The 26,186-nt window shown below is 63.3% G+C and carries 23 protein-coding genes; 14 read left to right on the top strand and 9 right to left on the bottom strand.

What is annotated here, in order from left to right:
* The first annotated feature begins 75 nt into the window (after positions 1-75).
* The 3 genes from P3T24_RS22820 to P3T24_RS22810 all read left to right on the top strand — a co-directional run bounded on the left by P3T24_RS22820 (position 76) and on the right by P3T24_RS22810 (position 3,578).
* Entirely contained in the window at positions 76-864 is a 789-nt protein-coding gene (locus P3T24_RS22820) for a hypothetical protein (RefSeq protein ID WP_429438025.1), read from the top strand.
* 28 nt (positions 865-892) lie between these two features.
* Positions 893-2,338, top strand: coding sequence for a DEAD/DEAH box helicase (locus P3T24_RS22815; protein WP_074264573.1), 1,446 nt, complete (start codon positions 893-895; stop codon positions 2,336-2,338).
* 778 nt (positions 2,339-3,116) lie between these two features.
* A complete protein-coding gene (locus P3T24_RS22810; protein WP_429288330.1) occupies positions 3,117-3,578 on the top strand; it encodes a CHRD domain-containing protein in 462 nt (153 codons plus the stop codon).
* A gap of 33 nt (positions 3,579-3,611) precedes the next feature.
* Here P3T24_RS22810 and P3T24_RS22805 read toward each other — a convergent pair whose 3' ends face one another.
* Together P3T24_RS22805 and P3T24_RS22800 are read right to left on the bottom strand one after the other, a co-directional pair.
* Positions 3,612-4,304: a cytochrome b/b6 domain-containing protein gene (locus tag P3T24_RS22805; protein WP_429438022.1), complete on the bottom strand. Its 693-nt coding sequence runs from the start codon at positions 4,302-4,304 to the stop codon at positions 3,612-3,614.
* Between the two features lie 60 nt (positions 4,305-4,364).
* Entirely contained in the window at positions 4,365-5,687 is a 1,323-nt protein-coding gene (locus P3T24_RS22800; protein WP_074264576.1) for a TIGR00366 family protein, read from the bottom strand.
* Between the two features lie 183 nt (positions 5,688-5,870).
* Between P3T24_RS22800 and P3T24_RS22795 the strand changes: the two genes are divergently transcribed.
* Positions 5,871-6,932, top strand: a complete 1,062-nt coding sequence (locus tag P3T24_RS22795; RefSeq protein WP_074264577.1) for an aldo/keto reductase — start codon at positions 5,871-5,873, stop codon at positions 6,930-6,932.
* Between the two features lie 102 nt (positions 6,933-7,034).
* Here the strand turns inward: P3T24_RS22795 and P3T24_RS22790 are convergent, their stop codons facing one another.
* From P3T24_RS22790 to P3T24_RS22775, 4 genes are all read right to left on the bottom strand, one after another.
* Positions 7,035-8,222, bottom strand: a complete 1,188-nt coding sequence (locus P3T24_RS22790) for a porin (RefSeq protein ID WP_074264578.1) — start codon at positions 8,220-8,222, stop codon at positions 7,035-7,037.
* A gap of 365 nt (positions 8,223-8,587) precedes the next feature.
* Entirely contained in the window at positions 8,588-9,613 is a 1,026-nt protein-coding gene (locus tag P3T24_RS22785) for a substrate-binding domain-containing protein (protein WP_429438019.1), read from the bottom strand.
* Between the two features lie 154 nt (positions 9,614-9,767).
* Positions 9,768-10,565, bottom strand: coding sequence for a glycosyltransferase family 2 protein (locus P3T24_RS22780; RefSeq protein WP_429288335.1), 798 nt, complete (start codon positions 10,563-10,565; stop codon positions 9,768-9,770).
* A 23-nt stretch (positions 10,566-10,588) separates the two neighbouring features.
* The gene (locus P3T24_RS22775; RefSeq protein ID WP_074264581.1) at positions 10,589-10,849 is read right to left on the bottom strand and encodes a phosphopantetheine-binding protein; all 261 of its coding nucleotides are present in this window, start codon (positions 10,847-10,849) and stop codon (positions 10,589-10,591) included.
* A gap of 586 nt (positions 10,850-11,435) precedes the next feature.
* On the opposite strand from P3T24_RS22775, the gene P3T24_RS22770 reads away from it, so the two are divergent.
* From P3T24_RS22770 to P3T24_RS22725, 10 genes are all read left to right on the top strand, one after another.
* Entirely contained in the window at positions 11,436-12,092 is a 657-nt protein-coding gene (locus P3T24_RS22770) for a hypothetical protein (RefSeq protein WP_074264582.1), read from the top strand.
* Between the two features lie 70 nt (positions 12,093-12,162).
* Positions 12,163-14,139, top strand: a complete 1,977-nt coding sequence (locus P3T24_RS22765; protein WP_429438016.1) for an AMP-binding protein — start codon at positions 12,163-12,165, stop codon at positions 14,137-14,139.
* On the top strand, positions 14,136-15,269 hold the full coding sequence (locus P3T24_RS22760) for an acyl-CoA synthetase (protein ID WP_429438014.1): 1,134 nt from the start codon (positions 14,136-14,138) through the stop codon (positions 15,267-15,269). The genes P3T24_RS22765 and P3T24_RS22760 overlap by 4 nt, the downstream gene beginning before the upstream one ends.
* A gap of 3 nt (positions 15,270-15,272) precedes the next feature.
* Positions 15,273-15,929 carry an outer membrane lipoprotein carrier protein LolA gene (locus P3T24_RS22755; RefSeq protein WP_429438011.1) on the top strand — a complete coding sequence of 219 codons (657 nt, stop codon included), beginning with the start codon at positions 15,273-15,275 and terminating at the stop codon, positions 15,927-15,929.
* A complete protein-coding gene (locus P3T24_RS22750; protein ID WP_429438008.1) occupies positions 15,929-18,490 on the top strand; it encodes an MMPL family transporter in 2,562 nt (853 codons plus the stop codon). Before P3T24_RS22755 ends, P3T24_RS22750 begins: the two co-directional genes overlap by 1 nt.
* A complete protein-coding gene (locus P3T24_RS22745) occupies positions 18,487-19,359 on the top strand; it encodes a polysaccharide deacetylase family protein (protein ID WP_429438007.1) in 873 nt (290 codons plus the stop codon). The genes P3T24_RS22750 and P3T24_RS22745 overlap by 4 nt, the downstream gene beginning before the upstream one ends.
* A 126-nt stretch (positions 19,360-19,485) precedes the next feature.
* Positions 19,486-20,751, top strand: coding sequence for a beta-ketoacyl-[acyl-carrier-protein] synthase family protein (locus P3T24_RS22740; RefSeq protein ID WP_429438004.1), 1,266 nt, complete (start codon positions 19,486-19,488; stop codon positions 20,749-20,751).
* Positions 20,751-21,593 carry a beta-ketoacyl synthase chain length factor gene (locus P3T24_RS22735; protein WP_429438224.1) on the top strand — a complete coding sequence of 281 codons (843 nt, stop codon included), beginning with the start codon at positions 20,751-20,753 and terminating at the stop codon, positions 21,591-21,593. The genes P3T24_RS22740 and P3T24_RS22735 overlap by 1 nt, the downstream gene beginning before the upstream one ends.
* 8 nt (positions 21,594-21,601) lie before the next feature.
* Entirely contained in the window at positions 21,602-22,069 is a 468-nt protein-coding gene (locus P3T24_RS22730; RefSeq protein ID WP_429438001.1) for a hotdog family protein, read from the top strand.
* An 80-nt stretch (positions 22,070-22,149) separates the two neighbouring features.
* Positions 22,150-22,443 (top strand): hypothetical protein, encoded by a 294-nt coding sequence (locus P3T24_RS22725; RefSeq protein ID WP_074264590.1) that lies wholly within the window; start codon positions 22,150-22,152, stop codon positions 22,441-22,443.
* Between the two features lie 61 nt (positions 22,444-22,504).
* Here the strand turns inward: P3T24_RS22725 and P3T24_RS22720 are convergent, their stop codons facing one another.
* The 3 genes from P3T24_RS22720 to P3T24_RS22710 form a co-directional block, all read right to left on the bottom strand.
* Complete coding sequence (locus P3T24_RS22720) at positions 22,505-23,656, bottom strand: hypothetical protein (protein WP_429438222.1); 1,152 nt, start codon at positions 23,654-23,656, stop codon at positions 22,505-22,507.
* Between the two features lie 116 nt (positions 23,657-23,772).
* Positions 23,773-24,588 carry a creatininase family protein gene (locus P3T24_RS22715; protein WP_429437999.1) on the bottom strand — a complete coding sequence of 272 codons (816 nt, stop codon included), beginning with the start codon at positions 24,586-24,588 and terminating at the stop codon, positions 23,773-23,775.
* Between the two features lie 380 nt (positions 24,589-24,968).
* Complete coding sequence (locus tag P3T24_RS22710; protein WP_429437996.1) at positions 24,969-26,009, bottom strand: aldo/keto reductase; 1,041 nt, start codon at positions 26,007-26,009, stop codon at positions 24,969-24,971.
* Positions 26,010-26,186 lie beyond the last annotated feature (177 nt).

Here is a 26,186-nt window from a genome sequence, read left to right as displayed (position 1 = left end):
CTGACTCAGGATGAACTCGAATTGACGGTAGTGCCGTCAATTGGTGGGCGTCTGATAAGCATACGCCACGGAGGTGTGGAGCTCGCCTACGTCAACGATGCCCTGGCTGGCAAAATACCGGACGGCAGTGATGAGCAGTGGCGAGTCTTATGTGGTGAATGGGGCTTTCCATTATGGGGTGGGGGCAAGACGTGGGTTGCGCCGGAGTCGAACTGGCCTGATGGCGCGCCGCAGCGCGATCTCGATAGCGGACCCTACGGTGTGCTAGCCACATGGAACGGCATGGATTCGATGGGCGTGGAACTGGGCAGTGGTGTGTGCGGGCGAAGCGGGCTGCAGATTACCCGGCGCATCGAGCTTGCAGCAAACGGCGTCTGGACGACGGTGCATCGATTGATCAACCGCTCCGGCGAGATTCGTGAGTGCGGCATCTGGGATGTGTTGATGCTCCGGCGCCCTGGCTCGGTAAGTGTGCAACTCGATCAGACCGGCGACCAGTGGCGTGAGGCAATCGTGCCGTTTCCAGAAAAAGGACCGATAGGTGACGTACGCGGTTCGAGATTCCTGAGTTTCGCCGACGGCGTGCTATCAGCCCACTGCGACGACGCCATTGAGTTCAAGTTTGGTATCAACGCATCGGGCGGTACTCTGGACGTTCGACTGATGCTACCGGAGGGTAACAAGCGTCTGCTGCGAAGCTTCGACGTAGTTGCTGATGCGCGGTACCTGCATGGCGCGCCGATGGAAGTGTTCAATGCACCGGCGTTGCCTTACTTTGAGATTGAATCGCATGGGCCGGCGCATACCTTGGCGGCTGGCGCTGCATGTGAATTGCGGGTTAAGGAATGGGTTTCGTCGCGCTAGAATTGCGGCTTTAGCCCGGAATACGCCGATGTCTTTTGCCTCGCTTGGCCTGATCGATCTCTTGCTGCGTAATGTACAGGACCTCAATTACCAGACACCTACGCCGGTGCAGGCCAAGGCGATTCCTGCTGTGCTCAGTGGCAAGGACGTCATGGCCGCGGCACAGACCGGCACTGGCAAGACGGCGGGTTTTGCGCTGCCGCTGTTGCAACGGCTAGCGCAACACGGCCCGGCGGTGTCCAGCAACCGCGCACGTGTTCTGGTGCTGGTGCCCACGCGTGAACTGGCCGAACAGGTGCTGCAAAGCTTTATCGATTACGGCAAAGGCCTCGACTTACGATTTCTGGCCGCCTACGGCGGCGTCAGTATCAACCCGCAGATGATGAAGTTGCGCAAAGGCGTGGACGTGCTCGTTGCCACGCCAGGCCGTTTGCTAGATCTCAATCGCCAGAACGCAGTGCAGTTTGATCAAGTACAAACGCTGGTGCTGGATGAAGCCGACCGCATGCTGGATCTGGGCTTTGCGCGTGAACTCAACGCTGTCTTTGCTGCCTTGCCCGCTCAGCGCCAGACACTGCTGTTCTCCGCCACGTTTACCGATGACATCCGCGCCATGGCGGCGGACATTCTGCGCGGCCCGGTCAATATCAGCGTCAGCCCGCCCAATGCCACGGCCGCCAGGATCAAGCAGTGGGTGGTGCCGGTGGATAAAAAGAACAAGCCTGACCTTTTCATGCACCTTGTGGCTGAGAACAAGTGGGAGCACGCGCTGGTGTTCGTCAAAACCCGCAATGGCGTGGATTACCTCGCGGCCATGCTGGACGAAGCGGGCTATGCGGTCGACACCATCCACGGCGACAAGCCGCAATCCGCGCGCCTGCGTGCGTTGGAGCGCTTCAAGACGGGCGAAGTACCTATGCTGGTCGCCACCGATGTGGCTGCGCGCGGGCTGGATATCGACGACCTGCCGCTGGTGATCAACGTTGATCTGCCGATCGTGGCGCAAGACTATGTGCATCGCATTGGCCGTACCGGTCGAGCGGGCGCTAGCGGCGTGGCGGTGTCCCTTGTGTGCGCCGATGAAGCGCCGCAACTGGCCGCGATTGAAGCGCTGATCCGCCAAACGCTGCCTCGTGAAGAAGAGCCGGGTTTTGAAGCCGAACACCGCGTGCCGCAAACTAGCGCGACGGGCCAGATCATCAAGAAACCGAAAAAGCCCAAGAAGCCGAAAGCGCCGCAAGCTGCGCCGGGCGGCATGGCAGTGTTTGGCAAAAAACCGCGCCCGCAAAGTGGTGAAAACGAACACAAACCTGCGGCGCAGCGCGCTGTGGCCGCGGGTAAAGGCACGAGCTTGTCTAGCGGTAACCCATTCGGCGTGCAGAAGCCACGCAGCAAACCCGCCAGCAAACCAGCAGCGGGTTCTCGTAAGCCGGCTGGCAAACCCGCTGGTGGCCGCGCCAAACGCCAACCCTGATCCTTGGGGTGAGTGACGCCAGCCTTGGAACGGGCTGGCGGTTCGCGGACCGCTGGCAGGCAGCGGCGCAGCTTCGGCGTGCATCAGATCGTCGGGGATCGGCGCACTGAACTCAAGATCGACAGCAACTTCGGAGCCGAACGGACGTTGACATCGTGCGTAGCGAGTGTCCGGTCGAGGTCTGGCTGGGATGCCGCAGCATGCGCCGCAGCAGCCGGACCGGAGCAGGAAACCGGACATTTCTAATGAGCCAGAACCGGACATTTCTAAAAAGCTCTGACAAACAAAAGTTCGATAATTTATCTTATGTCAAATTAACTTTTCTTCGTAGGCTACCCACAAAACGTGCTTCGGAGCCTCATCCAGTTTGAAGCGGCCGACAACCCCGCCGGTCTCTCACGTTTCGTATCCATGCGGAAATGAAGTGATTGATTTTCGCAATCTGAGGCAAGCGAGCCGACAGCGCAGATTGAAGAGCGCGACGCGACATCGACGCGCAGCCAGCGACGGCAACGCCGACAGGTAACACATCTACCTGTGAACCTGACCGAGCCAATGGAAACTGCGCGCCATTAGTAACATCAGCGTTCAAAACCTTCCGCTGCAGCCGCGCCCTCACCTAAGCCCTTTTCCCCAACCCATCCCACCTGGTGTTACCGCCCGCTTATGTCTATGCTTCCTTAACCCCTTGGCCACTCGCGGCGCCAACGACGCTTCCGCGCCAAACGAAGCCGTCCAAAGCCCAGCAAGGGGGAAAACCTAAAACGGAGAAAACCCAATGACAGTATCGATCTCGCGGCGCGCCATTCTGCTGTTCGCCGGTCTCGCACTCTCGGGCACGCTGTCGCTCGCGCAAGCGGCGCCGGTCTCATTTACCGTACCGCTCACGGGCGACCAGCAGGTGCCTCCGGTGCAAACTCCCGGCAGCGGCACCGCCAATCTCACGTACGACTCGAGCACCCACGTCGTGACGTGGAACATCACCTTCAGCGGTTTGACGAGCCCAGCCACCATGGCGCATTTTCACGGCCCGGCTCCTGCCGGTAAAAACGCCGGCGTGAAGGTGTGGATCTCGCAGAAAGGCAATATGTCCGTGACGAGTCCGCTCAGCGGTCAGGCAACCTTGTCCGCGGATGACGCCCAGATTTTCGAAGCCGGCAATATGTACATCAACGTCCACACCAAGACCAACCCGGGCGGTGAGATCCGCGGCCAGGTCATGCCGCCGAAGGGCAACTGACGCACCGCGCTTCAGCCATCGCAGCAGACCTGGTCAGAGATAAGCCGCAAGCAGCACCACCACCGCAGCGCCAATCGCAAGCGGCAGCAGTGCCAGCACCGCTGGCCGCTGCCGCGGCGCGGCAATATTCGAAGGCAACGCCTTATAGCCCGTCAGCATCGGGCTTAGCAGGTTGTGCCGCTTCACCACGGCGTACAGTGCGATCACCAGCACATGCAGTGCGACCGCCGCCAGCAACACATCCCACACCACCCCGTGCAGCGTGGAAATTGCACTGGCGATCCAGGCGGGCACCCATTCGCTCAATGGACCCTCGTCCGCGACCTCGTTGTACACGTACAGGCCGCTTAGCGTCTCAAGCAGGAGCAGCACGAGCAGCAACAAGACCATCCATCCGCCGGCCGCGTTATGGCCCACCTGATCGTCCGGCTCGCGGCGAAACAGGTGCGACAGATGCCGCACCGCGGCCGCCGGTGACGCCACAAAATTTCTGAAGCGCGCCGTATCGCTGCCGAAGCAGCCCCACAGTAACCTGAACAGCAGCAACGCGAGCAGCGCTTCGCCGGCCCGCACATGCCAGTCGATCAGATTCAGCTTCAAGGTCGTATAAGCGGCCGCAACCAGTACCACCATCAACCAGTGAAACAGGCGCGTCGGCGCATCCCACACAAGTACGCGGCGACGACCCGGTTGTCCCGGCGGCGAAACGGGTTCGTCGGCGTTCATGAAGTTGGGCCTCCCCAGTGAAGCGGCCAGCAGCAACAGCGATCCGGTTGCAACAGAAATCTAGAAGAGATAAAGCCCCGCGACAAACACCACGCCCGAGAACAGCAGCGCCGTTACGCAATATCCCATGATGTCGCGCACGCCAAGTCCGGCAATCGCCAGCGCAGGAAGCGCCCAGAACGGCTGTGCCATATTGGTCCATGCTTCGCCGTAGGCGATCGCCATTGCTGACTTTCCGAGGTCGGCATGCAGCGCCTGCGCGGCCGGCATGACGAAAGGCCCCTGCACCACCCAATGGCCGCCGCCGCTCGGCACGGCAAAATTGATTACCGCTGAACTGAGGAACGCGAGCAACGGGAACGTATGCACGTTGGCGATCTCCACGAACCATGTGGTGATGATGCCGGCCAGTCCCGAGTGATCCATCAATGCCTGAATCCCGGCGTAAAACGGAAACTGGATCATGATCGCGGAAGCGCCCTTCGCTGCCGCGCCCACCGCGCGCGCGTATGCCATCGGCGTCTTGTGCAGCACCATGCCGGCGGCGAGGAACACCAGGTTCACGGTATCGATGTCGAGCGTAAACCCCTTTTGCACCGTACGCACCACCAGATACACCGCACACACCAGCGCTACCAGCAACGCCAGCACGCGGCTTTCCTCTAGCCGCTCGGCGAGCGTCGCATCAGCCGGGAGCTTTCGTTCGACGGATGGCGGGTCCTCGAGCAACGCCGGGTCTACCGCCACGACGTCCTCGGGTTTAGGCATCATCAGCCGCGCCAGGATCGGCAGCAGCACGATCAGACCAAACGTGATGAAGGCGTTGTAGCCGGTGAAGATCGTGTGCGAGACGGGAATCAGTCCAATGGTCTTTTCCATCGGATTGCCCTTGGTGGCCGCAACCAGCGGCACCGACCCTGACAGCCCGCCGTGCCATGTGAGGAAGCCCATATATGCAGATGCCACGAGCAAACGGTAATCGGTGCCCTTCACGCGCCGCGCGACTTCGCGCGCCAGCATCGCACCGAGCACGAGGCCGAAGCCCCAGTTGATGGCGCATGCAATCGCGCCGCAAAACGCCACCAGCATGACGCCTTGTGCAGGCGTGCGGGCCGAACTTGCCAGGGCGATCAACAACCGCTTCACCGGGCCAGAACTGGCGAGCGCATGACCTGTCACCAGAATCATGGCCATCTGCATCGAGAAGGCCAGCAGGTTCCAGAAACCGCCGCCCCACATCGTCACCAGTTCCGCCGGCGCTTTCGGCGTCAAGGCAAAGGCCAGCACGAACGTTGCAATCGTCAGGAAGATCGCAAAGATCAGCGGGTCAGGCAGCACGCGATGCACCACCTGAGTAAAAAAGCGCGAGATACGCTGAATCAACTGTCTACTCCTCGTCACCAATGATATTTTTAACGGGCGGTTTCAATCTTGCGCCGGATTGCGTTGGCCGCGTCTTTTCCGCCCACTTCCCCGGCCGCGATTCTTGCATGAAACGAGGGGTTTTGCTGCGACGCAGGCACACGTCCTGCGTCGCGGCGTGTCTACATAGGAGATTGTCTGATCATGGAATATCGTCAACTCGGCCGTTCCGGCCTCAAGGTGTCGACCGTCACGCTCGGCACGATGACAATGGGTGGCAAAGGAAAATTTGCGAGCGTCGGTGAAGTGGGTCTCGAAGAGGCGCGCCGGCAGATCGATATGTGCCTCGAAGCCGGCGTCAACCTGATCGACACGGCCGATGTCTATTCGAACGGCGCGTCGGAGGAGATCGTCGGCGCGGCGCTCGGCGGCAAGCGCAAAGGTGGCGTGCTGATCGCTACCAAGGCGCGCTTTCCGATGGGCGACGGCCCGAACGATCGCGGCCTGTCCCGGCATCATCTGATCGAAGCGTGCGAGGCGAGCCTGCGGCGTCTCAAGACGGATGTGATCGACCTCTATCAGGTACACGAGTGGGATGGTCTCACGCCGCTCGAGGAGACGCTCGAGGCGCTCGATATGCTGGTGCGGCACGGCAAGATCCGTTACGTCGGCTGCTCGAACTACTCCGCCTGGCATCTGATGAAGGCGCTGCACGTGAGCGAGCGGGACCGTCTGCCGCGTTTCGTCAGCCAGCAGATCCACTACACGCTCGAGGCGCGTGAAGCGGAATATGAACTTGCGCCGCTCGCGCTCGATCAGGGGCTCGGCATTCTGGTTTGGAGTCCGCTAGCCGGCGGTCTGTTGTCGGGCAAGCATCGCCGCGACACGACGCCGGAAGGCACGCGCCAACTCGCGGGCTGGACCGAACCGCCGATCCGCGATCAGGACCGCCTCTGGAACATCGTCGACGCTCTCGTCGAGATTGCCGGCGAGCTCAATATCTCCGCCGCCCAGGTCGCGCTGGCGTGGACACTGGGACGTCCGGCAGTCGCTTCGGTGATCATCGGCGGGCGCAACGAGAAGCAGTTGCGCGACAACCTCGGCGCGGCCGACGTCAAGCTGAGCGATGCGCAGCGCGAGCGGCTCGATCAGGTCAGCGCCCCTCCTCTGCTCTACCCCTACTGGCATCAGCTGCAGACCGCCAGTGACCGCCTTGGCGCGGCCGATCTGTCGCTGCTGGGGCCGCATCTGAAGAAGAAGGCGTAGGCAAACTGCCGCTGGAGTCGCACGCAAACAAAAGCCGGCCGTCAGCTCTCGCTGGCGACCGGCTTTTTATACTGCCCGGTTTGCGCTATCCGCGCACCCCGCTCAGAACTTGTGGCGCAGACCGAGGCTGACCAGTTCCTGAGTGTTGGTACCGCCGTAGCCATACGAGCCCACGGAAGCCTGCGCAGCCACGATACCCGTACCTGCTGCGTCAAGCGTATCGCCGCTGGCGTGCTGCCATGCGCCCACCAGATACACATCGGTGCGCTTCGACAGGTTGTAGTCCGCGCCCACCGAAACCTGGTGGTACGTCGCGCCCGTCTCGCCGCTCGACTTCGTGTAGCTGTAGCCCACGCCCAGCAGCATCGCCGGGGTCAACTGGTAGTCGAGGAAGCCTTGTCCGGTGTTGAACTTCTCCGTCGAGGCAAATGCCGACTGTCCGTCCGCCTTGTACTGCGCATTGCTGTAGCCTGCGCCGAACGTGAACGGACCGGCCACATACTGGGCCGCAACGCGCGCGATATTGATCGACTTGGCGCTCTGCAGGCCGAGGTTGATCAGCGAACCGTCAAAGGTGCCGTCAGACGTGCTGGCCCAGCCCGAGCCGGTGGCCGTCGAGGCGCGCACGAGACCGTCGGTCGTTTCATTGTCGGCAACGAAGTAACCTGCGGCCACCGAAATCGGCCCGTTGCTATACGACGCCGCTGCCGACCAGGTCTGTCCCGAACCCGTCTGTCCGGCCACACCGCCCAGCGCATACATACCTTCGACCTGGAAGCCCGAGAACACCGGCGACACGTACTTGATCGCGTTGCTGGTACGCGAGCTGTTGTCGTAGTTGTCGACGTCACCCGCAGTCGCGAAGGTGCTGCCGAAATAGTTGTCAGCCGTGATGCCTTGTACGAGGTCGACGAGCGGATCGTACTGGCGACCCAGCGTGAACGTGCCGTACTGGTCTGCGCTCAAACCGACGAATGCCTGACGGCCAAACTCGCGGCCGCCCTGTGCGAGGCCGCCCGTGCTCGGGTTAAAGCCGTTTTCCAACTGGAAAATCGCCTTCAGACCGCCGCCCAGATCTTCGGAACCCTTCAGGCCCCAACGGGTGCCGGACAGGTCGCCATTGCTGGCGTTGCCGACCGACCATTGGTTCTGGCCAGCCGCATTGGCGTTATGGATGAAAGTAACGGCGGTATCGATCGTGCCGTAAAGGGTTACGCTGCTTTGTGCATGGGCCGCACCAGCAGCGCCCAGCAGTGCGAGAGAGAGCGTGGACAGCGTTATTCTTTTCATCATTTCTCCGTGCAGATGAACGATTGGTTATTGCGAAAAGGACAATAACGCGCCGGACTCTTCCAGGACACTGAAAAAAATTTCTGTCGTAAAAAGTCTACAAGGGCTAAAAGCCTTTCCCTTCAAGGCTTTGCCGGACTATTGCTGGAGGAGAAATACTCATTTGATGCAAAGGAGGGTATTGATTCATCGTTGACGGGATTGCAATAGATGACCCGTTATCCGGTTCATTCTTTCATATTCAAGCAAGAAAGCGGGCTGAAATGTTCAGGTGATTTAAAATGACTCTGCAATTAGCCGCTTAATCCATTTCTCAGAGCATGTTCGTAAGTTATTTTTATGAACCCATTTTCAGGCTTTAAAACTCACTCTGCCGCATTCTGCGAACGCCGGTAATGAATATGCGCGGGGACCTTTAGCGAATCGGGATGTGCATTGCCTTCCAGCATCGAAAACACGCAGCGCAAGCTGTGTTCGGCGAGTTGCCGGCTGTCCTGGACGATGGCGTCGATGGCGAGCGGCAGGCAGTCGAGCAGCGGATGATCGTCGAACGACATCAGCCGGCCCGGCGCCTGCGCCAGCTTGTGCGCCTCGCTCATGAACGACAGCGCGCCCTCGAGCAGGGTAATCGAGCCGGCGAACAGCGCCTGGGGATAGCGCCCGTGCGTCGTGAACCAGTCCTGCATCAGCGCGCGGCCGGATTCGCGCTGGAAGTCGCGCTGGTGGACCCAGTCGGGCTGCTCGCTCAGGCCGTGCGCCGCCAGCGCCTGACGGTACCCGGCGAGCCGGTCGCAGCTTGCCGACAGTTCCGCCTGGCCGCCGAAGTACACCACTTCGCTCGCGCCCTGCTTCAGCGCGTCGCCCACCAGCGTGGCGACGATTTCGGTCGCATCGGTGACCACATAGGGAATTTCGCTCTGCTCCACCCGGCGATCGGCGAACACGAGCGGCAGGCGCTTTACCCACTTCTGGTAGCGCTCCGGATCGGCGGTGCACGGCACGACCACGAGCCCGTCCACCTGATGCGAAACCAGGTGCGCAATCCCTTCGGTTTCGCGGACCGGATCTTCGTCGCTGGTCACCACGACCAGCTGATAGCTGTATTGCTCGCGGCATCGCCATTCCATCGCCTGGGCCAGCGCGGAGTGCACGGAGTTGGTGAGGTCGGGAATTACGAGGCCGATCGTGTTGCTGCGGCGCGAGCGCAGCGCGCGCGCCGACTTCGACGGCGTGAAATTGTGCTCTTTGGCGACCTGAAGCACCCGCTCGACGGTGGCCGCCGAGATGCGATAGCGCTCGGCATAGCCGTTCAGCACCATGCTCGCGGTGGTGCGGGACACGTTCGCCAGACGGGCGATGTCGTCAATGGTCAGACGCTCGAACTGGGACACGCGGGCTTCCTCGCGGCAGGGTGTTGACGACGGTGATATCCGTGCCGGATGGTACTACGGGGAAGCGGCGCTGAAAACGTGCTGGCTGATCCGCACAAGCCGGAAGGTCAACGCAGGGACAACGGCGCGGTCGATTGCGCGATCGATTGCACAGCTAACTGCTGCGCTGCTCGAGACGCTGGTCGAGGCGCTGTTTGAGCCGCTGCGGCACCAGCACCGGCAAGCGCAACAGGAAACCGCAGAAGAGCCGCAGATGCATCCACGACAGCAGCAGGTTGTCGCGCAGGTAGTTGAAATGCGATACGCCACCTTCGTCGGCGCGGAAATAGCGCACCGGCGCTTCGATCCTGATGGGCCGCACGCCTTCCCAGCACAGACGCACCGCTGCTTCCGGATCGAAGTCGAAGCGCCTCATCCACACATGGCGGCTCATCACCTCGCGCAATGGCTCGACCGGGTACACGCGAAAACCGTAGAGCGAATCGCCGATGCCTGACCACAGGGTTTCGAGGTTGGCGCAGGCGTTGGACAGACGCCGCCAATACACGCGCAACCAGGGCGCTTTCGAATCGAACTTCGGCAAGCCCAGCACCATGGCGCCGGGGTGTGCCTGCGAGGTGGCCATGAAACTCGCGATCAGATAGGCCGGGTGCTGGCCATCGGAATCCATCGTGAGAACGTGCGTGAAACCGAGGCTGGACGCTTGTGCAAGTCCGGTCAGCACGGCCGCCCCTTTGCCCTGATTGTGCGGCAGCACGATTACGCGCAAGCCCTCGTCGTGTTCGGCCATCGCCTGCAACCGTTGGGCGCTGTCGTCCGTGCTGCCGTCGACGATCACCCAGACGGGGTTCCAGTTCTCGCGCGCACTGCGCACGGTTTCATAGACCTTTTCGCCGGGGTTGTAGCTCGGAATCATGACCAGGTGGGTCGACGATGGGCGGAGTGTGCGCATGGCAAACAGCAGGTTGAGTGCGGCTAGCGGATGCGATGGGTCGCCACGTACGCAGCGAGCGCGCCGAGCGTCGCGAAGATTTTCTCGTTGTCCGGGTTGTCCGAACGCAGTTCGAAGCCGTACTTCTTCGAAATCAGCAGCGCGATTTCGAGGATATCGATCGAGTCGAGTCCGAACCCTTCGCCGTATAGCGGGGTGTCGGCCGTCACCGTGTCGAGTTGCACGTCTTCGAGATTCAGTTCGCCGACGATCATCGCGGCCAGCTCTTCTTCCAGTTTATTCATTGCCTTGGTGTGCCGGAGATCAACGCCAGTGGAAGGGGTGCAGAACGGCCCGTATCGGGTCCCTGCGCCGCTCCTCCTGGCTGGCGCATGGGCAGGCCCTCTAACCCCGTCGCAGCGGCGATCTGCCCGCTGTCTTCGAGTTTGTAAAGTGTGGGGCGATTCTAGACGAAGCCATCCCCGGTCGTATACGGGCAAAGGGTTACATGAAGTTTTGGGCCGGCATGCGTCTTTTGTAAGGCCATGAAAGGCAAAACCCGTCGCGGACCTCGCCCGGGACGGACGGTACGCTAGAATTGCGCCCGCCGCGTGCGCGGCCGGGGTCAAACAAACAGTTACAAAAGCGGGTGCGAACCCCGTGTGCCCGGGCGGGTCTTTAAGAGGTCCCCTGCGGGAATGAAAAATGCGTGATGACGGGTATGCCGAGGACAAACGGCGACCATTCATGTGATGAAAGAACCGGCCAGGCGTCGTGCAAGACAGCGGACGAACTGGCTTTAAAAATACCCCTACTTATGCAGCACATTGTCCTTATTCCTGACTGGTATCGCGGGGCGAGCGCGCCGGCGGCTCGTCGAGGGAGGTCGTCGTGGCTCAGCTAAAGCGTATCGTGAGCGGCGCGGCGACGGTCGGCGTGATCGCGGCATGCGAGCTTGGCACGCACTACGCGGCTAGCACGCCGGGCGCGCAAGGCTTCGGTCTGGCCGTCGTCCTCGCACCGCTTCTGTTGCTGACGTTGGCCGCCGCGGCCCGCTCGGCGCAGCGTGCCTGGTTGCTGCCGGGCTGGGTCTGCGGCTGCGTGGCGTTGTGGTTTGCGCGCGCGCCGCTCGTGCGTCACTTCGAATGGGGCGCTTATTTTGAGCACCTCGCCGTCACCCTTATCATGGCGTTCGCATTCGGGCGCACGCTCGCAGCCGGCCAACGCCCCCTGTGCAGCCAGTTTGCCGCGCTGGTGCATGGCAAGCTGACGCCGGCCATTGCTCATTACACCCGCCGGATCACGGTTGCCTGGACCGCGTTCTTTCTGGGCATCGCGGCCCTCTCGACACTGCTGTTCGTTGCGGCGCCGGTGGTCGTGTGGTCAACCTTCGCCAACTACATGACGCTGCCGCTGGTGGCCGCGATGTTCGTCGCGGAACATGCATGGCGGCGCGTCGCGTTGCCGGACGTGCAGCGTCCCAGCATGGTCGCCACGGCGCGCGCCTACCGGCATACGATGCACGGCCGGGCCGGACGCGCACAATGAATCCGGTTAAACCTCCGCGCAGCCTTGAATGGCGTAGCACGGAGCCACGGTAACTGCCCTGACTGACGTTATGCCGAGCTTTCCTTTGTTGTTCCACTCGTCGTCTGCACAGACGATTGCCTGGCGCGACGGCACGCCGGTCTCCGTACGCGAGTTTCTCGCCGACGTGGCGGCCCTCGCGAAGGCACTGCCGGCCGGTGGCCATGTGTTCAACATGTGCACGGACCGCTATCGTTTCGCGGTCGGCCTTTGCGCGGCCCTGGTAGCGGGCAAGATCAGCCTGCTGCCTTCCGCGCATACGCCGGAAGCGGTGCGCCAGCTGGCGTCGTTTGCTCCCGATACTTTTTGCCTGCACGATGCCGCCGACTGCGCCGTGGAATTGCCGCGCTTCCGGTTTTCGTCGGCAGGTATTGCTGCGCAGTCCTGTGGGTCTTCCAGCGAGGATTTCTCTGCTGGTTTAGCGGACTCCGCGACCCTCTTCCCCACTGCCGCAGAAACCGTCGTGCCGCAAATCGACGCGACGCGTGTCATGGCTTATCTGTTCACCTCCGGTTCGACCGGCGTGCCGGTCCCGCATGGCAAAACATGGGGTAACCTGGTGCAGTGCCTGCGCACCTCGGCGGACCGTCTCGGCCTGTTCGGGATGGGTGCCTGCACGTTGGTCGGCACGGTGCCGCCGCAGCACATGTACGGTTTCGAAACCACCGTGCTGCTGGCGTTGATCGGCGGCTTTGCGTTCAGCAACCGCCAGCCGTTCTATCCGGGCGATGTCGCCGCCGAACTCGCTGCCGTCCCGCAGCCGCGGGTGCTGGTCACTTCGCCGGTTCACCTGCGCGCGTTGATGCTGTCCGACCAGGCACTGCCACCGGTCTCGTTGATGTTGTCCGCGACTGCGCCGCTCACGCAGGAACTCGCGCGCACCGCCGAGGCACGTATCGGCGCACCGTTGCTTGAGATCTATGGCAGCACCGAAAGCGGCCAGATCGCGACGCGCCGTACCGCGCAGGGGGCCGCCTGGGATCTCTATCCGGGCATCAGCCTGGAGACACGGCGCAGCGGCGATGCTCAAGATACGAGCGGAGAAAGTGAAGGTGAGCCACGAGACGGCGACGCTACGGTCTGGGCGTCCGGCGGTCACCTCGAAGCGCCGTTACCGCTGGGCGACGCGATCGAACTGCTCGATGCCGGCCGTTTTCTGCTGCATGGCCGCAAGGGCGATCTCATCAATATCGCCGGCAAGCGGACCTCGCTGGGTTATCTGAATCATCAGTTAAACGAAATACCTGGCGTGGTCGATGGTGTGTTCTTCATGCCGGACGAACCTGCTGCTGCGATTGCGGACACCGCCAACACCGCGGGCACTTCGGGCATCACCGGCGCAGGGCGCAGTGAGCAGGTGACGCGTCTGACGGCGTTTGTGGTTGCGCCCGGCCTTGCGCCCGCCGGTCTCCAGCGTGCGCTGCGCGAACGCATCGACGCCGCATTCATGCCGCGCCCGCTGTACTTCGTGGATGCGCTGCCGCGCAACGCAACGGGCAAGTTGCCGCGTGATGTGCTGACCGCGCTAGTGGCTCAACAGGCTCAATCGACGCAACAGATGCAAGGGATGCAACAGGCCCGGAAGGCACAACACGTTCGGCACGCGCAACCGGCAGCCGCTGCGTCGTCCGCAAGCCCGGCCGCCGGCGCGCGCCCCGCCACCTCAACGATTCGCTTCACCATCGCCCCCGACCACCCTGCCCTCGCCGGACACTTTCCCGGCCAGCCGATCGTCCCCGGCGTGGTGTTGCTCGACCACGCCATCAGCGCGATCGGCACCGCGCTGAACCGGTCGCTCGATGCCTGCCGCCTGCGTTCCGCCAAATTTCCAGGCCCGGCTACACCGGGCACACCGCTCGATCTGAGCTTCGAGATCACGGCGAGCGGTGCCATCCGCTTCACCATCAACGCCGCAACCCGCGTCGTGGCGAGCGGCCTGCTGGCTGGCATGGAGCCAGCCGCCCCGGCCACGCCAGTAGCTCCAGCAACCGAGGCGGTGTGCTCATGAAACGCCCCGCCTGGACCCAACGCAAGGAGCGCAGCAACATTCCGCTGATGCGCCTCATGACGTGGCTGTCGCTACGCCTCGGCCGGCGCGTAAGCCGTATCGTGCTCTCGCCTGCCAGCGCCTATTTCATGCTGTTTTCCCCGGCCGCATGCAAAGCGTCGCGTGCTTATCTCACGCGCGCCCTCGGACGACCGGCGACCTGGCTCGACGTCTGGCGGCACCTGATCGTGTTCGGTGCGACCATCCACGACCGCATCTATCTGCTCAACGACCGCTTCGACCTGTTCGACCTGCGCGTGCACGGCAGAGAAGTCATGCGCGACACGCTGGCCGAAGGACGCGGCGCGTTCCTGATGGGTGCGCATCTGGGCAGCTTCGAAGTCATGCGGGCGCTCGGGCGTACCCAGCCGAATCTGCGGGTCGCCATCACGATGTATGAGGACAACGCGCGCCGGACTAACAAGATCCTTGCGTCCATCAACCCGGCGGCGAAGCAGGCCGTGATCGGTCTGGGACAGGTGGATTCGATGCTCAAGGTTCGTGAGCATCTCGACACCGGCAGCATGATCGGCATTCTCGCCGACCGCACCATACTGGGTGACGCCCGCGATTCGATGCGCTGGGTCGATTTTCTCGGCGCGCCCGCGGCGTTTCCGCTCGGGCCGCTGCATATGGCGGCCATGCTCAAACGCCCGGTCATCTTTATGACCGGACTGTATCGCGGCGGCAACCGCTACGATATTCACTTCGAAACGCTGGCGGATTTCTCCAGGGTCGAGCGCGGCAAACGCGGCGCCGAGGTGCAGGCCGCCTTGACGCGCTACGCGGCATTGCTCGAAAAACATTGCCGCGCTGCGCCGTACAACTGGTTCAACTTCTTCGATTTCTGGCACGCCGAGCCGATTCCCGACGGCGCAGCCGCGAGTGGACCGCAGACCGTTGCTGCGACGAGGGTCGAGGTCGAGACCGCGCCCGAAGTGGCGGCCACGGTGCAAACTCAGCCACGCGGTGAAGCCACGGCCGAACCCGTCGCCCGGCAGGCGAGCCGGAGGCTCGCGACACCGTTGACGTCCAGCGCCGATCTCACCGCGATCAATACGACGATCACTACCACGAGCAGGAATACCTGACGCATGACTGCAGCCCGCCCACTGCCCCGTGTTTCCCTGCGCTGCCGGCTTCGCGCGCTTGCCGCGCTGCTGACGCTTGCCGCGCTGCTGACGCTTGCCAGCGCCTGCTGTGCCGCCGGCGCCGCCAACGCGGCCAGCACCGACGCCACCAGTTGGAACCTCGACCGGCTGATGTCCACACTGGGACAGAAAAAATCCGGGCGCGCGAGCTTCGTGGAAACGAAGTATCTGTCGATCGCCAACGAGCCCGTGACATCCTCAGGCGAACTGACGTTCACGGCACCGGACCATCTGGAAAAGCGCACGGACAACCCGAAGCCGGAAGACCTCGTGGTCGACGGCGACAAGCTGACGATTGCCCGCAACGGCCACAAGTACACACTCGCGCTGACGCAGTACCCGGACCTGTCGGCTTTCATCGAAAGCATTCGCGCGACTTTATCGGGCAACCGTTTCGCGCTCGAGCAGGTGTATAAGGTGGCGGTCACGGGAACCGGCGACGACTGGACGCTCACGCTCACCCCGCTCGATTCCCGCATGCTGAAGACGATCAGCACCATTACGCTGACGGGTACGCGCGACGTTCTGCATACCGTCGCGATCCAGCAGGCCGACGGCGATCATTCGCTGATGCGCCTGCAAAACGACGCGGCCAACTGATGCGCGAGCAGTCTGTCGGCGGTACATCACCAGGTGGCATGGGGCGGCTGCTGCGACAACGCGCCGTTCTGATATGGCTCGTGTTTTTGCTGGCCTGCGCGGTGGTGATCAGCCGTACGACGTTCACCGCCGACCTGTCCGCTTTCCTGCCGCGCTCGCCGAGCGCCGGCCAGCGCGTGCTGGTCGACCAGTTGCGCGACGGCCTGGTGTCGCGGCTGATTCTGGTGGGTATCGAAGGTGGCGATCCTGCGACCCGCGCGGCGCTCTCGCGCAAGATGGCCGCCAGCTTGCGCGGCGACACGCAGTTTGCCTCGGTAAACAACGGCGAACCCGTCAGCGAGACGCGCGACCAGCAGTTCATCTTCCAGCATCGCTATGTGCTGAGTCCTGCGGTGACGCCGCAGCGTTTCTCCGCAGACGGCCTGCATCAGGCGCTCGGTGACAGCCTCGATCTGCTCGGCTCATCGGCGGGCATGTTCACTAAGGAACTGCTGCCGCACGATCCGACCGGCGAAGTTGCCGCGCTCGTCAACCGGCTCGATAGCGGCGCGCAACCGAGGTCGCAGGACGGCGTGTGGGCCTCGCGCGACGGCAAGCGTGCGGTCATGGTCGTGCAGACCACCGGAGCCGGCTCCGACACCGACGCTCAGGCCCGCGCCATGGCCACGCTGCAACAGGCTTTCGATACGGCCAGGCGAAGCGTCCCGAATCCGTCCGCATTCCGCCTGGTAATGACCGGGCCGGGCGTGTTTTCAGTCGAGACGCGCGACAACATCAAGCATGACGTTGCCCGCCTCTCCGTGGTTAGCCTCCTGCTGATCGTCGCGTTGCTGCTGGTGGTGTACCGTTCGCCACTCACGCTCCTGCTGGGTCTGCTGCCGGTACTGTCGGGCGTGGCGGCAGGGCTCGCCGCAGTCAGCCTCGCGTTCGGCACGGTGCACGGCATGACGCTCGGCTTCGGCACCACGCTGATCGGTGAGGCGGTCGATTATTCGATCTATCTGTTCGTGCAGTCTTCGCGCGCGCAGGCTCATGGTGCCTTGTCTGCTGCTGGTTCTGCATCCTTGCGCGAAGATGCGACGCTGCGCAACTGGATTGCCGTCTACTGGCCAACCATCCGCCTCGGCATGCTGACGTCGGTCTGCGGGTTCGCTTCAATGCTGTTTTCAGGCTTCCCGGGCCTCGTGCAACTGGGCGCGTATTCGATCGCGGGCCTGGTAGTGGCAGCGCTCGTCACGCGTTTCGTCCTGCCGCATCTGCGCGGCGCGCGTTTCGCGATTCGCGACGTCGCCCCGCTCGGCCCAAGACTCGCCACGCTGACCGCCGCCGCACCTCGTCTGCGCTGGCTGCTGGTCGCGTTGCTGGTGGCGTCGGTCGCAACGCTGGCTTTTCATCGCCAGCATGTCTGGAGTCACGAACTGTCCGCGTTGAGCCCGGTGTCGGCACAAAGCCAGGCGCTCGACGAAAGCCTGCGGGCCGATGTCGGCGCGCCCGACGTGCGTTATCTGGTGGTGATCTCGGGTGCGAGCCAGGAAGCGGTGCTGGAAGGCGCCGAGAAGGTGTCCGCGCAATTGCAGCCACTCGTGGACAAGGGCGTGCTGGCGGGCTACGAAAGTCCGGCGCTGTATCTGCCAAGCGTTGCCGCGCAGCGCGCGCGTCTCGCCAGCCTGCCGTCCGCGGATGAGTTGACGGCGCGGATGCGCGAGGCCGTCGCCAATCAGGCTATCAGCGTCAAGCCGGAGGCGTTCGCACCGTTTATTGCCGATGTCCAGGCGGCCCGTCAGCAGCCGGTGCTGCAGCGCGCGGATCTGCGCGGCACTTCGATGGCGCTCGCGGTCGACGCTCTCCTGACCGAACGCGCAGGCCGCTGGAGCGCGATGCTGTCGCTGCGCGCACCGGATAGCGCGCAGAACGCGGGGCATACCGCCGCCCCCGACGAACCGAGCCTCGACGCCGCCACGATCGGCGCCGCGGTGGCGCGCGCCCAGGTGCCGGACGCGCTCTTCGTCGACATGAAGGCAGAAGCCGATCGCCTCTACATCAACTACGTGCGCGAGGATATTCATCTGTCGCTCGCCGGGCTCGGCGCGATCGTCGTGCTGCTGCTGATCGCGCTGCGCTCGCCGCAGGCGGTGGTCCGCACGCTCGCGCCGCTCATCGCCTCCGTGCTGGTGGTTAGCGCGGGCCTCGCGCTGGCGGGCGAGCAACTGACCATCCTGCATCTGATCGGGATGTTGCTGATCGTCGCCGTGGGCTCGAACTATGCGCTCTTTTTCAACAAGCCGAACCGTGGTTCGACAGGGGGCCTAAGTATTGCCCCGCAAACTCTGGTTTCACTGCTGATTGCCAATCTGGCGACCGTGGCGGGCTTCGGACTGCTGGTGCTCGCCCGTGTGCCCCTGCTCAAGGCGTTCGGTTTGACCGTGGGTCCGGGCGCAATCCTCGCCCTTTTGTTCTCGGCGATTCTCGCACCGGCCATCACGCGGGGCGACGCGGCCGAAACAGCAGAAACAGTCGAGCCAATCGAAGCGGCCGCACGCCGTACTGGAGAGCGAGTATGAATTCGACGACACCTCGCACGTCATCGCCCTCGCGTACCTCGTATGCAGCGCCTGGCGTCGCACGACGCTGGAAGCCGTCGCCTTTTGTCACCGGCTCGGCCGCGCTGCATGTCGGCGCTGCGGCAGCGTTCCTGGCACAGCCGGCGCTCTGGCCTTGGGCGATGGGGAGTCTCGTCACCTCGCATCTGGCGCTGGTAGCCGCTGGTTTGTGGCCGCGCAGCACGCTGCTGGGTCTGAACTGGACGGCGCTGCCCGAAAGCGCCGGCAGACAGATCGCGCTGACCATCGACGACGGCCCCAATCCCGAAGTCACGCCGCGCATCCTCGACCTGCTCGACCGTTACGACGCCCGCGCGACGTTCTTCTGCATCGGCGATATGGCGCGCCGCTATCCGCACTGCGTCGAAGCGATCGTCGGCCGTGGCCATGCCGTGGAGAATCACAGTCAGCGGCATCGTCATAACTTTTCGGTGACGGGGCCGCGTGCCCTGGAGCGCGAAATCGCGGCGGCGCAACAGACGTTGACTGACATCACCGGGACGAGGCCGCTCTTCTTCCGGGCGCCTGCCGGATTGCGCAATCCGTTCCTCGAACCGGTGCTGTGTGGGCTCGGACTGCATCTGGCGAGCTGGACCCGGCGCGGCTTCGATACCCGCACGCGCGACGCCGAGGTGGTGGCACAGCGGCTGCTGCGCGGGCTCGCGCCGCGCGACATCCTGCTCGTGCACGACGGCAATCCGGCCCGCGATGCGCACAATCAACCGGTGGTGCTTGACGTATTGCCTCGCGTGCTCGAAGCCGCCGCGGCTGCGCAGTTGCGTTGCACGACGCTGCGCGCTGCAATCGCACCGGGAGCTGAAGATGCCTGAGACGCCGGATAGCACGAGCCTGCCGTTTGCTACCATTGACGCAAGGACTTCGGCGTCATCGGCCGGCCCGGGGTTGGCACAATCCGCCCGGACCGTTCCATCGAACCGTAACAGGACCGAACTGTCGTGAAACCTCTCCTGCTCACGCAATTCACCGCCACGAGTTGTGCCGGACGCGGCCTCGACGCCACGCTCGCCGCGCTACGCGAGCAACGCGGCGGGCTCGCACCGTGCCGCTTCGAGCGCGCGACGCTCGACACCTGGATCGGCGAGGTCGAAGGCGTCAATGTCGAGCCGGTGCGCGCCGACCTGCGCGACTTCGACTGCCGCAACAACCGGCTCGCGCAACTCGGCCTCACGCAGGACGGTTTTGCGCAGGCTGTCGCAGCGGCAGCGCAGCGTTATGGCGCAGAGCGTGTCGGTGTGTTTATCGGCACCAGCACGGCTGGCATCCTCGAGACCGAACTCGCATACCGGCAGCGCGATCCGCAAAGCGGCGCATTGCCCGCCGGGTTTCACTATGCCGAGACGCACAATCCCTATTCGTCCGCCAGCTTCGTGCGCACTTATTTCGCGCTGAAGGGTCCAGCGCTGGTCGTTTCGTCGGCATGCTCGTCGGGCGCCAAAGTGTTCGGCTCGGCGCGCCGCATGCTCGCCGCTGGGCTGATCGATGCGGCCGTGGTGGGCGGCGTCGATTCGCTGTGTCTCACCACGCTGTATGGTTTCAACTCGCTCGAACTGCTTTCGAATGGTCCCTGCAAGCCTTTCGATACCCATCGCAGCGGCATCTCGATCGGCGAGGCGGCGGCGTTTGCGTTGCTCGAGCGCGTGCCGGATGGAGACGACAGCGCAAGCGCCCCGCTTGCCGACGATGCGATCCTGCTCGCCGGCATCGGCGAATCGAGCGATGCGTACCATATGTCGTCGCCGCATCCCGAGGGACTCGGCGCACGCCTTGCGATGGAGCAAGCCCTGGCGAGTAGCGGGATCGCTGCGGCCGGGATCGACTACATCAACCTGCACGGCACGGCGACGCCCAGCAACGATGCCGCGGAAAGCCTCGCGGTCAACGCGCTGTTCGACGGCACGCCCTGCAGTTCCACCAAGGGGGCGACCGGCCATACGCTCGGCGCGGCGGGAGCGCTGGAAGCCGTCATCGCCGCACTGACGTTGCGCGAGCAGTGGCTGCCCGCCGGCATCAACACGAGCGAGGCCGATCCAGCGCTGGGTCTCAACTATCTGCTGACGAGCCGGCCGGCCAGCCTGCGTAGTGTGCTCAGCAATTCATTCGGCTTTGGCGGCACCAATTGCAGCCTGCTGTTCACCCGCGGGTTCAGCCATGCGGATCAAGCATCTGACGGGACTAGCGGAAACAACGGGAGGGCAGCGTGATGATTCCCTTGAGCGCTGTCATTGAAAGCGTCGGTTTGATAGGTCCGGGCCTTGCCAGCTGGGTCGAAGCCCAGGCCGTCCTTGCCGGCCGCGCGCCTTACGAGGCTGCGCGCACGGTAGTGCCGGCACCGGCCAGCCTGCCCTCCGCCGAGCGGCGCCGCACCGGCACCAGCGTTAAACTCGCCCTCGCGGTGGGCCATGAAGCGGTGGCGGCAAGCGGCCGCGATGCCGCCTCGCTTGCCACGGTGTTTTCGGCATCGGGCGGCGATGGTCAGAACTGCCATGCAATCTGCGAGACGCTCGCGAGCGACGACCGCAAGCTCTCGCCCACCCGTTTCCACAACTCGGTCCATAACGCGCCGGCCGGCTACTGGAGCATCGCAACACGGGCGATGGCGCCGTCCAACGTGCTGTGCGCGTACGACGGCAGTTTCGCCGCGGGCCTCCTCGAGAGTCTTTGCCAGGTGGCGGTCGACGGGGTGCCCACGCTGCTGATCGTCTTCGACACCGAGTACCCGGCACCGATGCGCGACGTCCGGCCGGTCCCCGACGCGTTCGGCGTTGCGCTGCTGCTCTCGCCGGTGCAAGGTGCGGATGTAGGCACGGCCGCAGGCACGGATACCAGCGCGCTGGCGCGCATCGACGCACGGCTCACCGACACGCCCGCCAGCGTGCTTGCCGTGCCGGAGTTCGAACAGATGCGCCGCAGCAACCCCGCCGCCCGCGCCCTGCCCTTGCTCGAAGCGTTGGCGAAACAGCGCCCAGCGAGCGTGGTACTCGATTATCTGCAGGACGTACAGCTTCAACTCGATATCACTGTGCCGAACGGTTCTAGCGAGTAGACAACGCCATGACTTCAACCCTGCCGCCTTCACCGCCGCTCGACCGCGCGTGGATTGCCACGAAGATCCCGCACAGCGGCGCGATGTGCCTGCTCGACCACGTCGCGGAGTGGGACGCCGACCATATCCGCTGTATGGCCACCAGTCATCTTGACGTGCATAATCCGCTGCGTGCGCACGGACGCCTCGCGGCGGTGTGTGGCATCGAGTACGCTGCCCAGGCAATGGCCGTTCATGGTGCGCTGCTGGGCGCAGCCGGACAGCAACGTCCGCGGGCAGGTTTTCTGGCCAGCGTGCGGGAAGTCGATGCGCAGGTGGCGCGCCTCGATACGCTGGATGGCCCCTTGAATGTCGAAGCCGAGCGCTTGAGCGGCAACGAGAATAATATTCTGTACCACTTCGCATTGCGGTGTGACGAGCGCCTGCTGCTGACAGGCCGCGCCGCCGTCATGCTCGATGCGAGCGGTGCTCTTTAGTGTTTCCCTGTTTTGCCCTTGATCTGTCTTTCAACGGCCGGGCTCGCGTCGAGCCCCGGCGTTACTTCAGGACCTGTGTGATGAAGAAGCTCAGCGCGCTGACCGCGCTTATAGCAGTGACATTTGCCACGCTCACTCCGATGGCCCATGCGGACGTCTCCGATGCCGCACATCAATTCAAGAGCGACGTGAAGACCGCTGGAAAGGAAACCGGACACGCGTTCCGTGATGCCGGTCATGCGGTTGCGCACGGGGCGAAGGCAACGGGCCATGCAGTGGCGCATGGCGCGAAGACCGCCGGGCACGCAGTCGCGAACACGACGAGCCACGGGTATCACAAGACCAAGAACTGGGTAAAAGAGAAGACCTCCTGACCGGTTTGCGTCGGTGTCGGCATCGGCACGGGCGCCCTGGTTGCCCTTACCCTCTCCCGCATCAGCGCATGTTCCCCGTGTGCCCTAGCGAGTAACGTCCCGGCTGCGGCCACACCGTCAAGCCATGCGGTTCCATGCCGACCGGAATCAGATGCATGGTGCCCGAGGTCGTGTCGATCGCGTACACCACATCGTCGAAGCGGCCCGACAGCCATAGCATCTTGCCGTCCGCGCTGACGTTGCCCATGTCGGGACTGCCGCCACCGGGAATCGGCCACGTGACCAACACCTTGCGCGTGGCAAAGTCGAGCACCGAAATGCTGCCCGGGCCATGCCTGGGCCCATGCACACGGTTTGAGCCGCGGTTCGAGATGTACAGCTTCGTGCCGTCGCGGCTCGGATACAGCCCATGCGTTCCGATACCGGTATGGATGAAGCCGACCTTGGTAAAGGTATCGCCGTCGACCACGAACACGCCATCGGCCATCATGTCCGCCACGTAGAACACCTTGCCGTCCGGCGAGATCCGGATGTCCTGCGGCATGCCCTTGGCGTCGAGCTGCAGATAGCCCAGCACCTTGCGGTTCACCATGTCGATTTTCGCCAGCTTGCCGCCGAATTCGCAGGTAAAGAGCGCGTATTTGCCGTCGATCGAAAAGTCCGCGTGGTTGATGCCCTTGCACTCCGGCACTTCGAGGCTCGACTTGAGCGCCATCGTGTGAGCGTCGCGGAAGTCGAGCCGGGCGCGCGCCTCGGCCACTACGATCGCTTCCTTGCCGTCCGGCGTGAAGTACATGTTGTAGGGATCGTCGACCATGTCCTCCTTGCCCGGCTTGCCGGTTTTCGGATCGATTGGCGTGAGGCTGCCATCGAGCCGGCCCTCGGCGTTATTGGCGACCCACAGCGTCTGCAGATCCCACGAGGGCACCACGTGCTGCGGACTACGGCCGACTGCAAATTTGTCGACCACCTTGAAGGTGGCCGGATCGATCACGTAGACATCGTTCGAGCGCAGGTTGGGCACATAGACGCGTGGCAGCGCGCCGGCCACGGCGGCGCTCATGCGATTGACGCCCGCCTCGCTGTACAGGTTGCCCGCGTTGACCACCGGCGGCATACCCGCCACGGTCGTGACGGCGGGCGCTGCCGCCGCCGCGAGGCTAGTCATCCATAGTCCCGACAGGACCACCCCAACCAGCGACACGAGCTGCATCCAGCGACCGGACCGGTAAGCCATAGCGATGAACTCCATGAACGAGCGGCATATAAGGGCAAAGCAAGCACAACGAGGACGAGGCGACAGACAACGCCATGCACAACGCACGCACCTCAGTGCCCCGCCGTATCTTTCCTGATTGCTTCCACAGTGCGCGACACGATTGCGTCGATGCCCTGCTGACCGAGCTCGGCGGTCGCGCGACGCGGATCGCCGCCGTACACGCCATCGGCGGCCCCTGGCTTCGGACCGCTGCGCAGCTTATCGAGCCGGACCATTTGCGGCGCCACCGCGAGCAGCAGCGACACGTCTGCGAGTCCCGCATGGGTGCCGATCTCGTCGTCGTGAAAGCCATGCTCGCGCAGAATCGCGTTGAAGCCGTCCGAACTTGTGCCGTAGTACTCCGGCGGCACGAAGGCACGCGTCGAGGTGCCGGCCCACGACTTGTTCAACTGCGCGACGACTTGCCTGAGATCGTTCTGATAACCGCCGTGGTCGCCGAGAAACACGATGTTTTTAAAGCCATGCACAGCGAAGCTGTTGGCGGCGGATTCGAGCATCTTTTCGAAGACGTCGTCCGGAATCGTGATGGTGCCCGGAAAGCGCATGTGCGAAGTGGGCGGCGCATAACCACCCTCCGGCACATAAGCCACGATAGGCGCGACGAGCGCATTGCCGAGTCCCTGCGCGATGCGCTGCGACAGCACCGCGACGCGCGCGTTGTGTTTGCCGAGCGCGACGTCGGGTCCACTTTGCTCGGTGCCGCCGATGGGAATGATGATGGTGGTCTTGCCTGCCGCCACCTCGTCGCGTACCTCTGTCCACGTGAGGTTTTCGAGAAACACGGTTTTCGGCGCTTGCGCGAGAGCGGTCTGGGTGGCGATCAGCAACACGATCGCGGCGAGCGTTCGCTGCGGTGAGAAGCGCATGAGGCGGCCCTGTCCCGGAAGATTGACGACGCTTGTGAGTATATCCGTCGCTCGTGCAGGCCGAGAGGCATTTACCGGAACGGGTGGTTCTCGAAACAGGACCTTGTTCAAGGGTTATCCCTGGTGTTTCAATTCCACCAAACCTTTCTTTTTGCTTTCTTTATTCTTTCAATTAAGGTTAAATTGAGGCCTTCGTTAAGCACGAGGAGACCTCAAATATGTCGCACTTCATGCAGGGCGCGGTGACGCTAGGTGGTTGCATCGGCATGTTCACGCTGATGGTGACCATGATTGAAATGCTGAAGGGATAACAGCATCGGCCTTCAGCCCGTGGCATCTCGCCACGAACTGAAGGCCGGCCACCCGCCATCAACTACAGATTACGACGCTCCACCTGACACCGGCGACGGATTGCGTTCCGCGAAGCCTTCCTGATGCCAGTACGGATACACGGGGCGCACTGCGCTCGCGGCATCGAGCTTCGCCATCTGTTCGGCCGTCAGATTCCAGCCGACGGCGCCGAGATTCTGCCGCAACTGTTCTTCGTTACGCGCACCGATCAGCACCGTCGAAACCGTGGGACGTTGCAACAACCAGTTCAGCGCAATCTGCGGCACGGTCTTGCCGGTTTCGACCGCCACTTCGTCGATCGCGTCGAGCACGCGGAACAGATATTCGTCCGGCACCGGCGGACCCATGTCAGCGGTTTTATGCAGGCGGCTCTTTTCCGGCAACGGTTGACCGCGTTTCAGCTTGCCGGTCAGACGGCCCCATCCAAGCGGACTCCACACCACCGCGCCCAGGCCCTGGTCGAGTCCGAGCGGCATCAACTCCCATTCGTAGTCGCGTCCTACCAGCGAGTAATACGCCTGATTCGCGACGTAACGCGGATAGCCGTAACGGTCGGCCACGTCTTGCGACTTCATCAGATGCCAGCCGGAAAAATTCGACACGCCTGTATAGCGGATCTTGCCTGCCCGCACGAGATCGTCGAGCGTCGACATTACTTCGACGACCGGCGTCTTGGCATCGAAGCCATGTAGCTGGAACAGGTCGATATAGTCGGTCTGCAGACGCTTCAAGGCGGCGTCGACAGACTGGATCAGGTGAAAGCGCGACGAGCCGACACTGTTGGGCCCATCGTCGAAACGGAAGGTGGCCTTGGTCGAGATGATGACCTTGTCGCGCTTGCCCTTGATCGCTTCGCCGAGCACAGCTTCGGACGAGCCTTTCGAATAGATGTCGGCGCTGTCGAACATCGTCACGCCCGCGTCGAGACAGATATCGATCAGACGGCGCGCTTCGGCGACATCGGTTGCGCCCCAAGCCTCGAAGAATTCGCCCTTGCCGCCAAATGTTCCCGTGCCGAAGCTGAGCACCGGAACCTTGAAGCCGGACGCGCCCAAATATCTCTGTTCCATCGAATAATCTCCGTAAGGTTGCTTCGCATTTGCTGCTCGCTTACTGCTCATGTGCTGCTAATGCGCCGCCCGATGGCCACGCATTTTCCATCCTGCAACAACAGGGCTCGAGTCTACGCGCGTCCGCCGGATCGCGTCGGCGACGCCGGCAGCCTTGGGGAGTTGCAACGCCGTGTA

The sequence above is a fragment of the Paraburkholderia sp. GAS33 genome (genome assembly GCF_050436645.1).
Classification (GTDB): Bacteria; Pseudomonadota; Gammaproteobacteria; order Burkholderiales; family Burkholderiaceae; genus Paraburkholderia; species Paraburkholderia phenazinium_B.
This window is presented reverse-complemented; position numbering and strand designations above follow the sequence as displayed.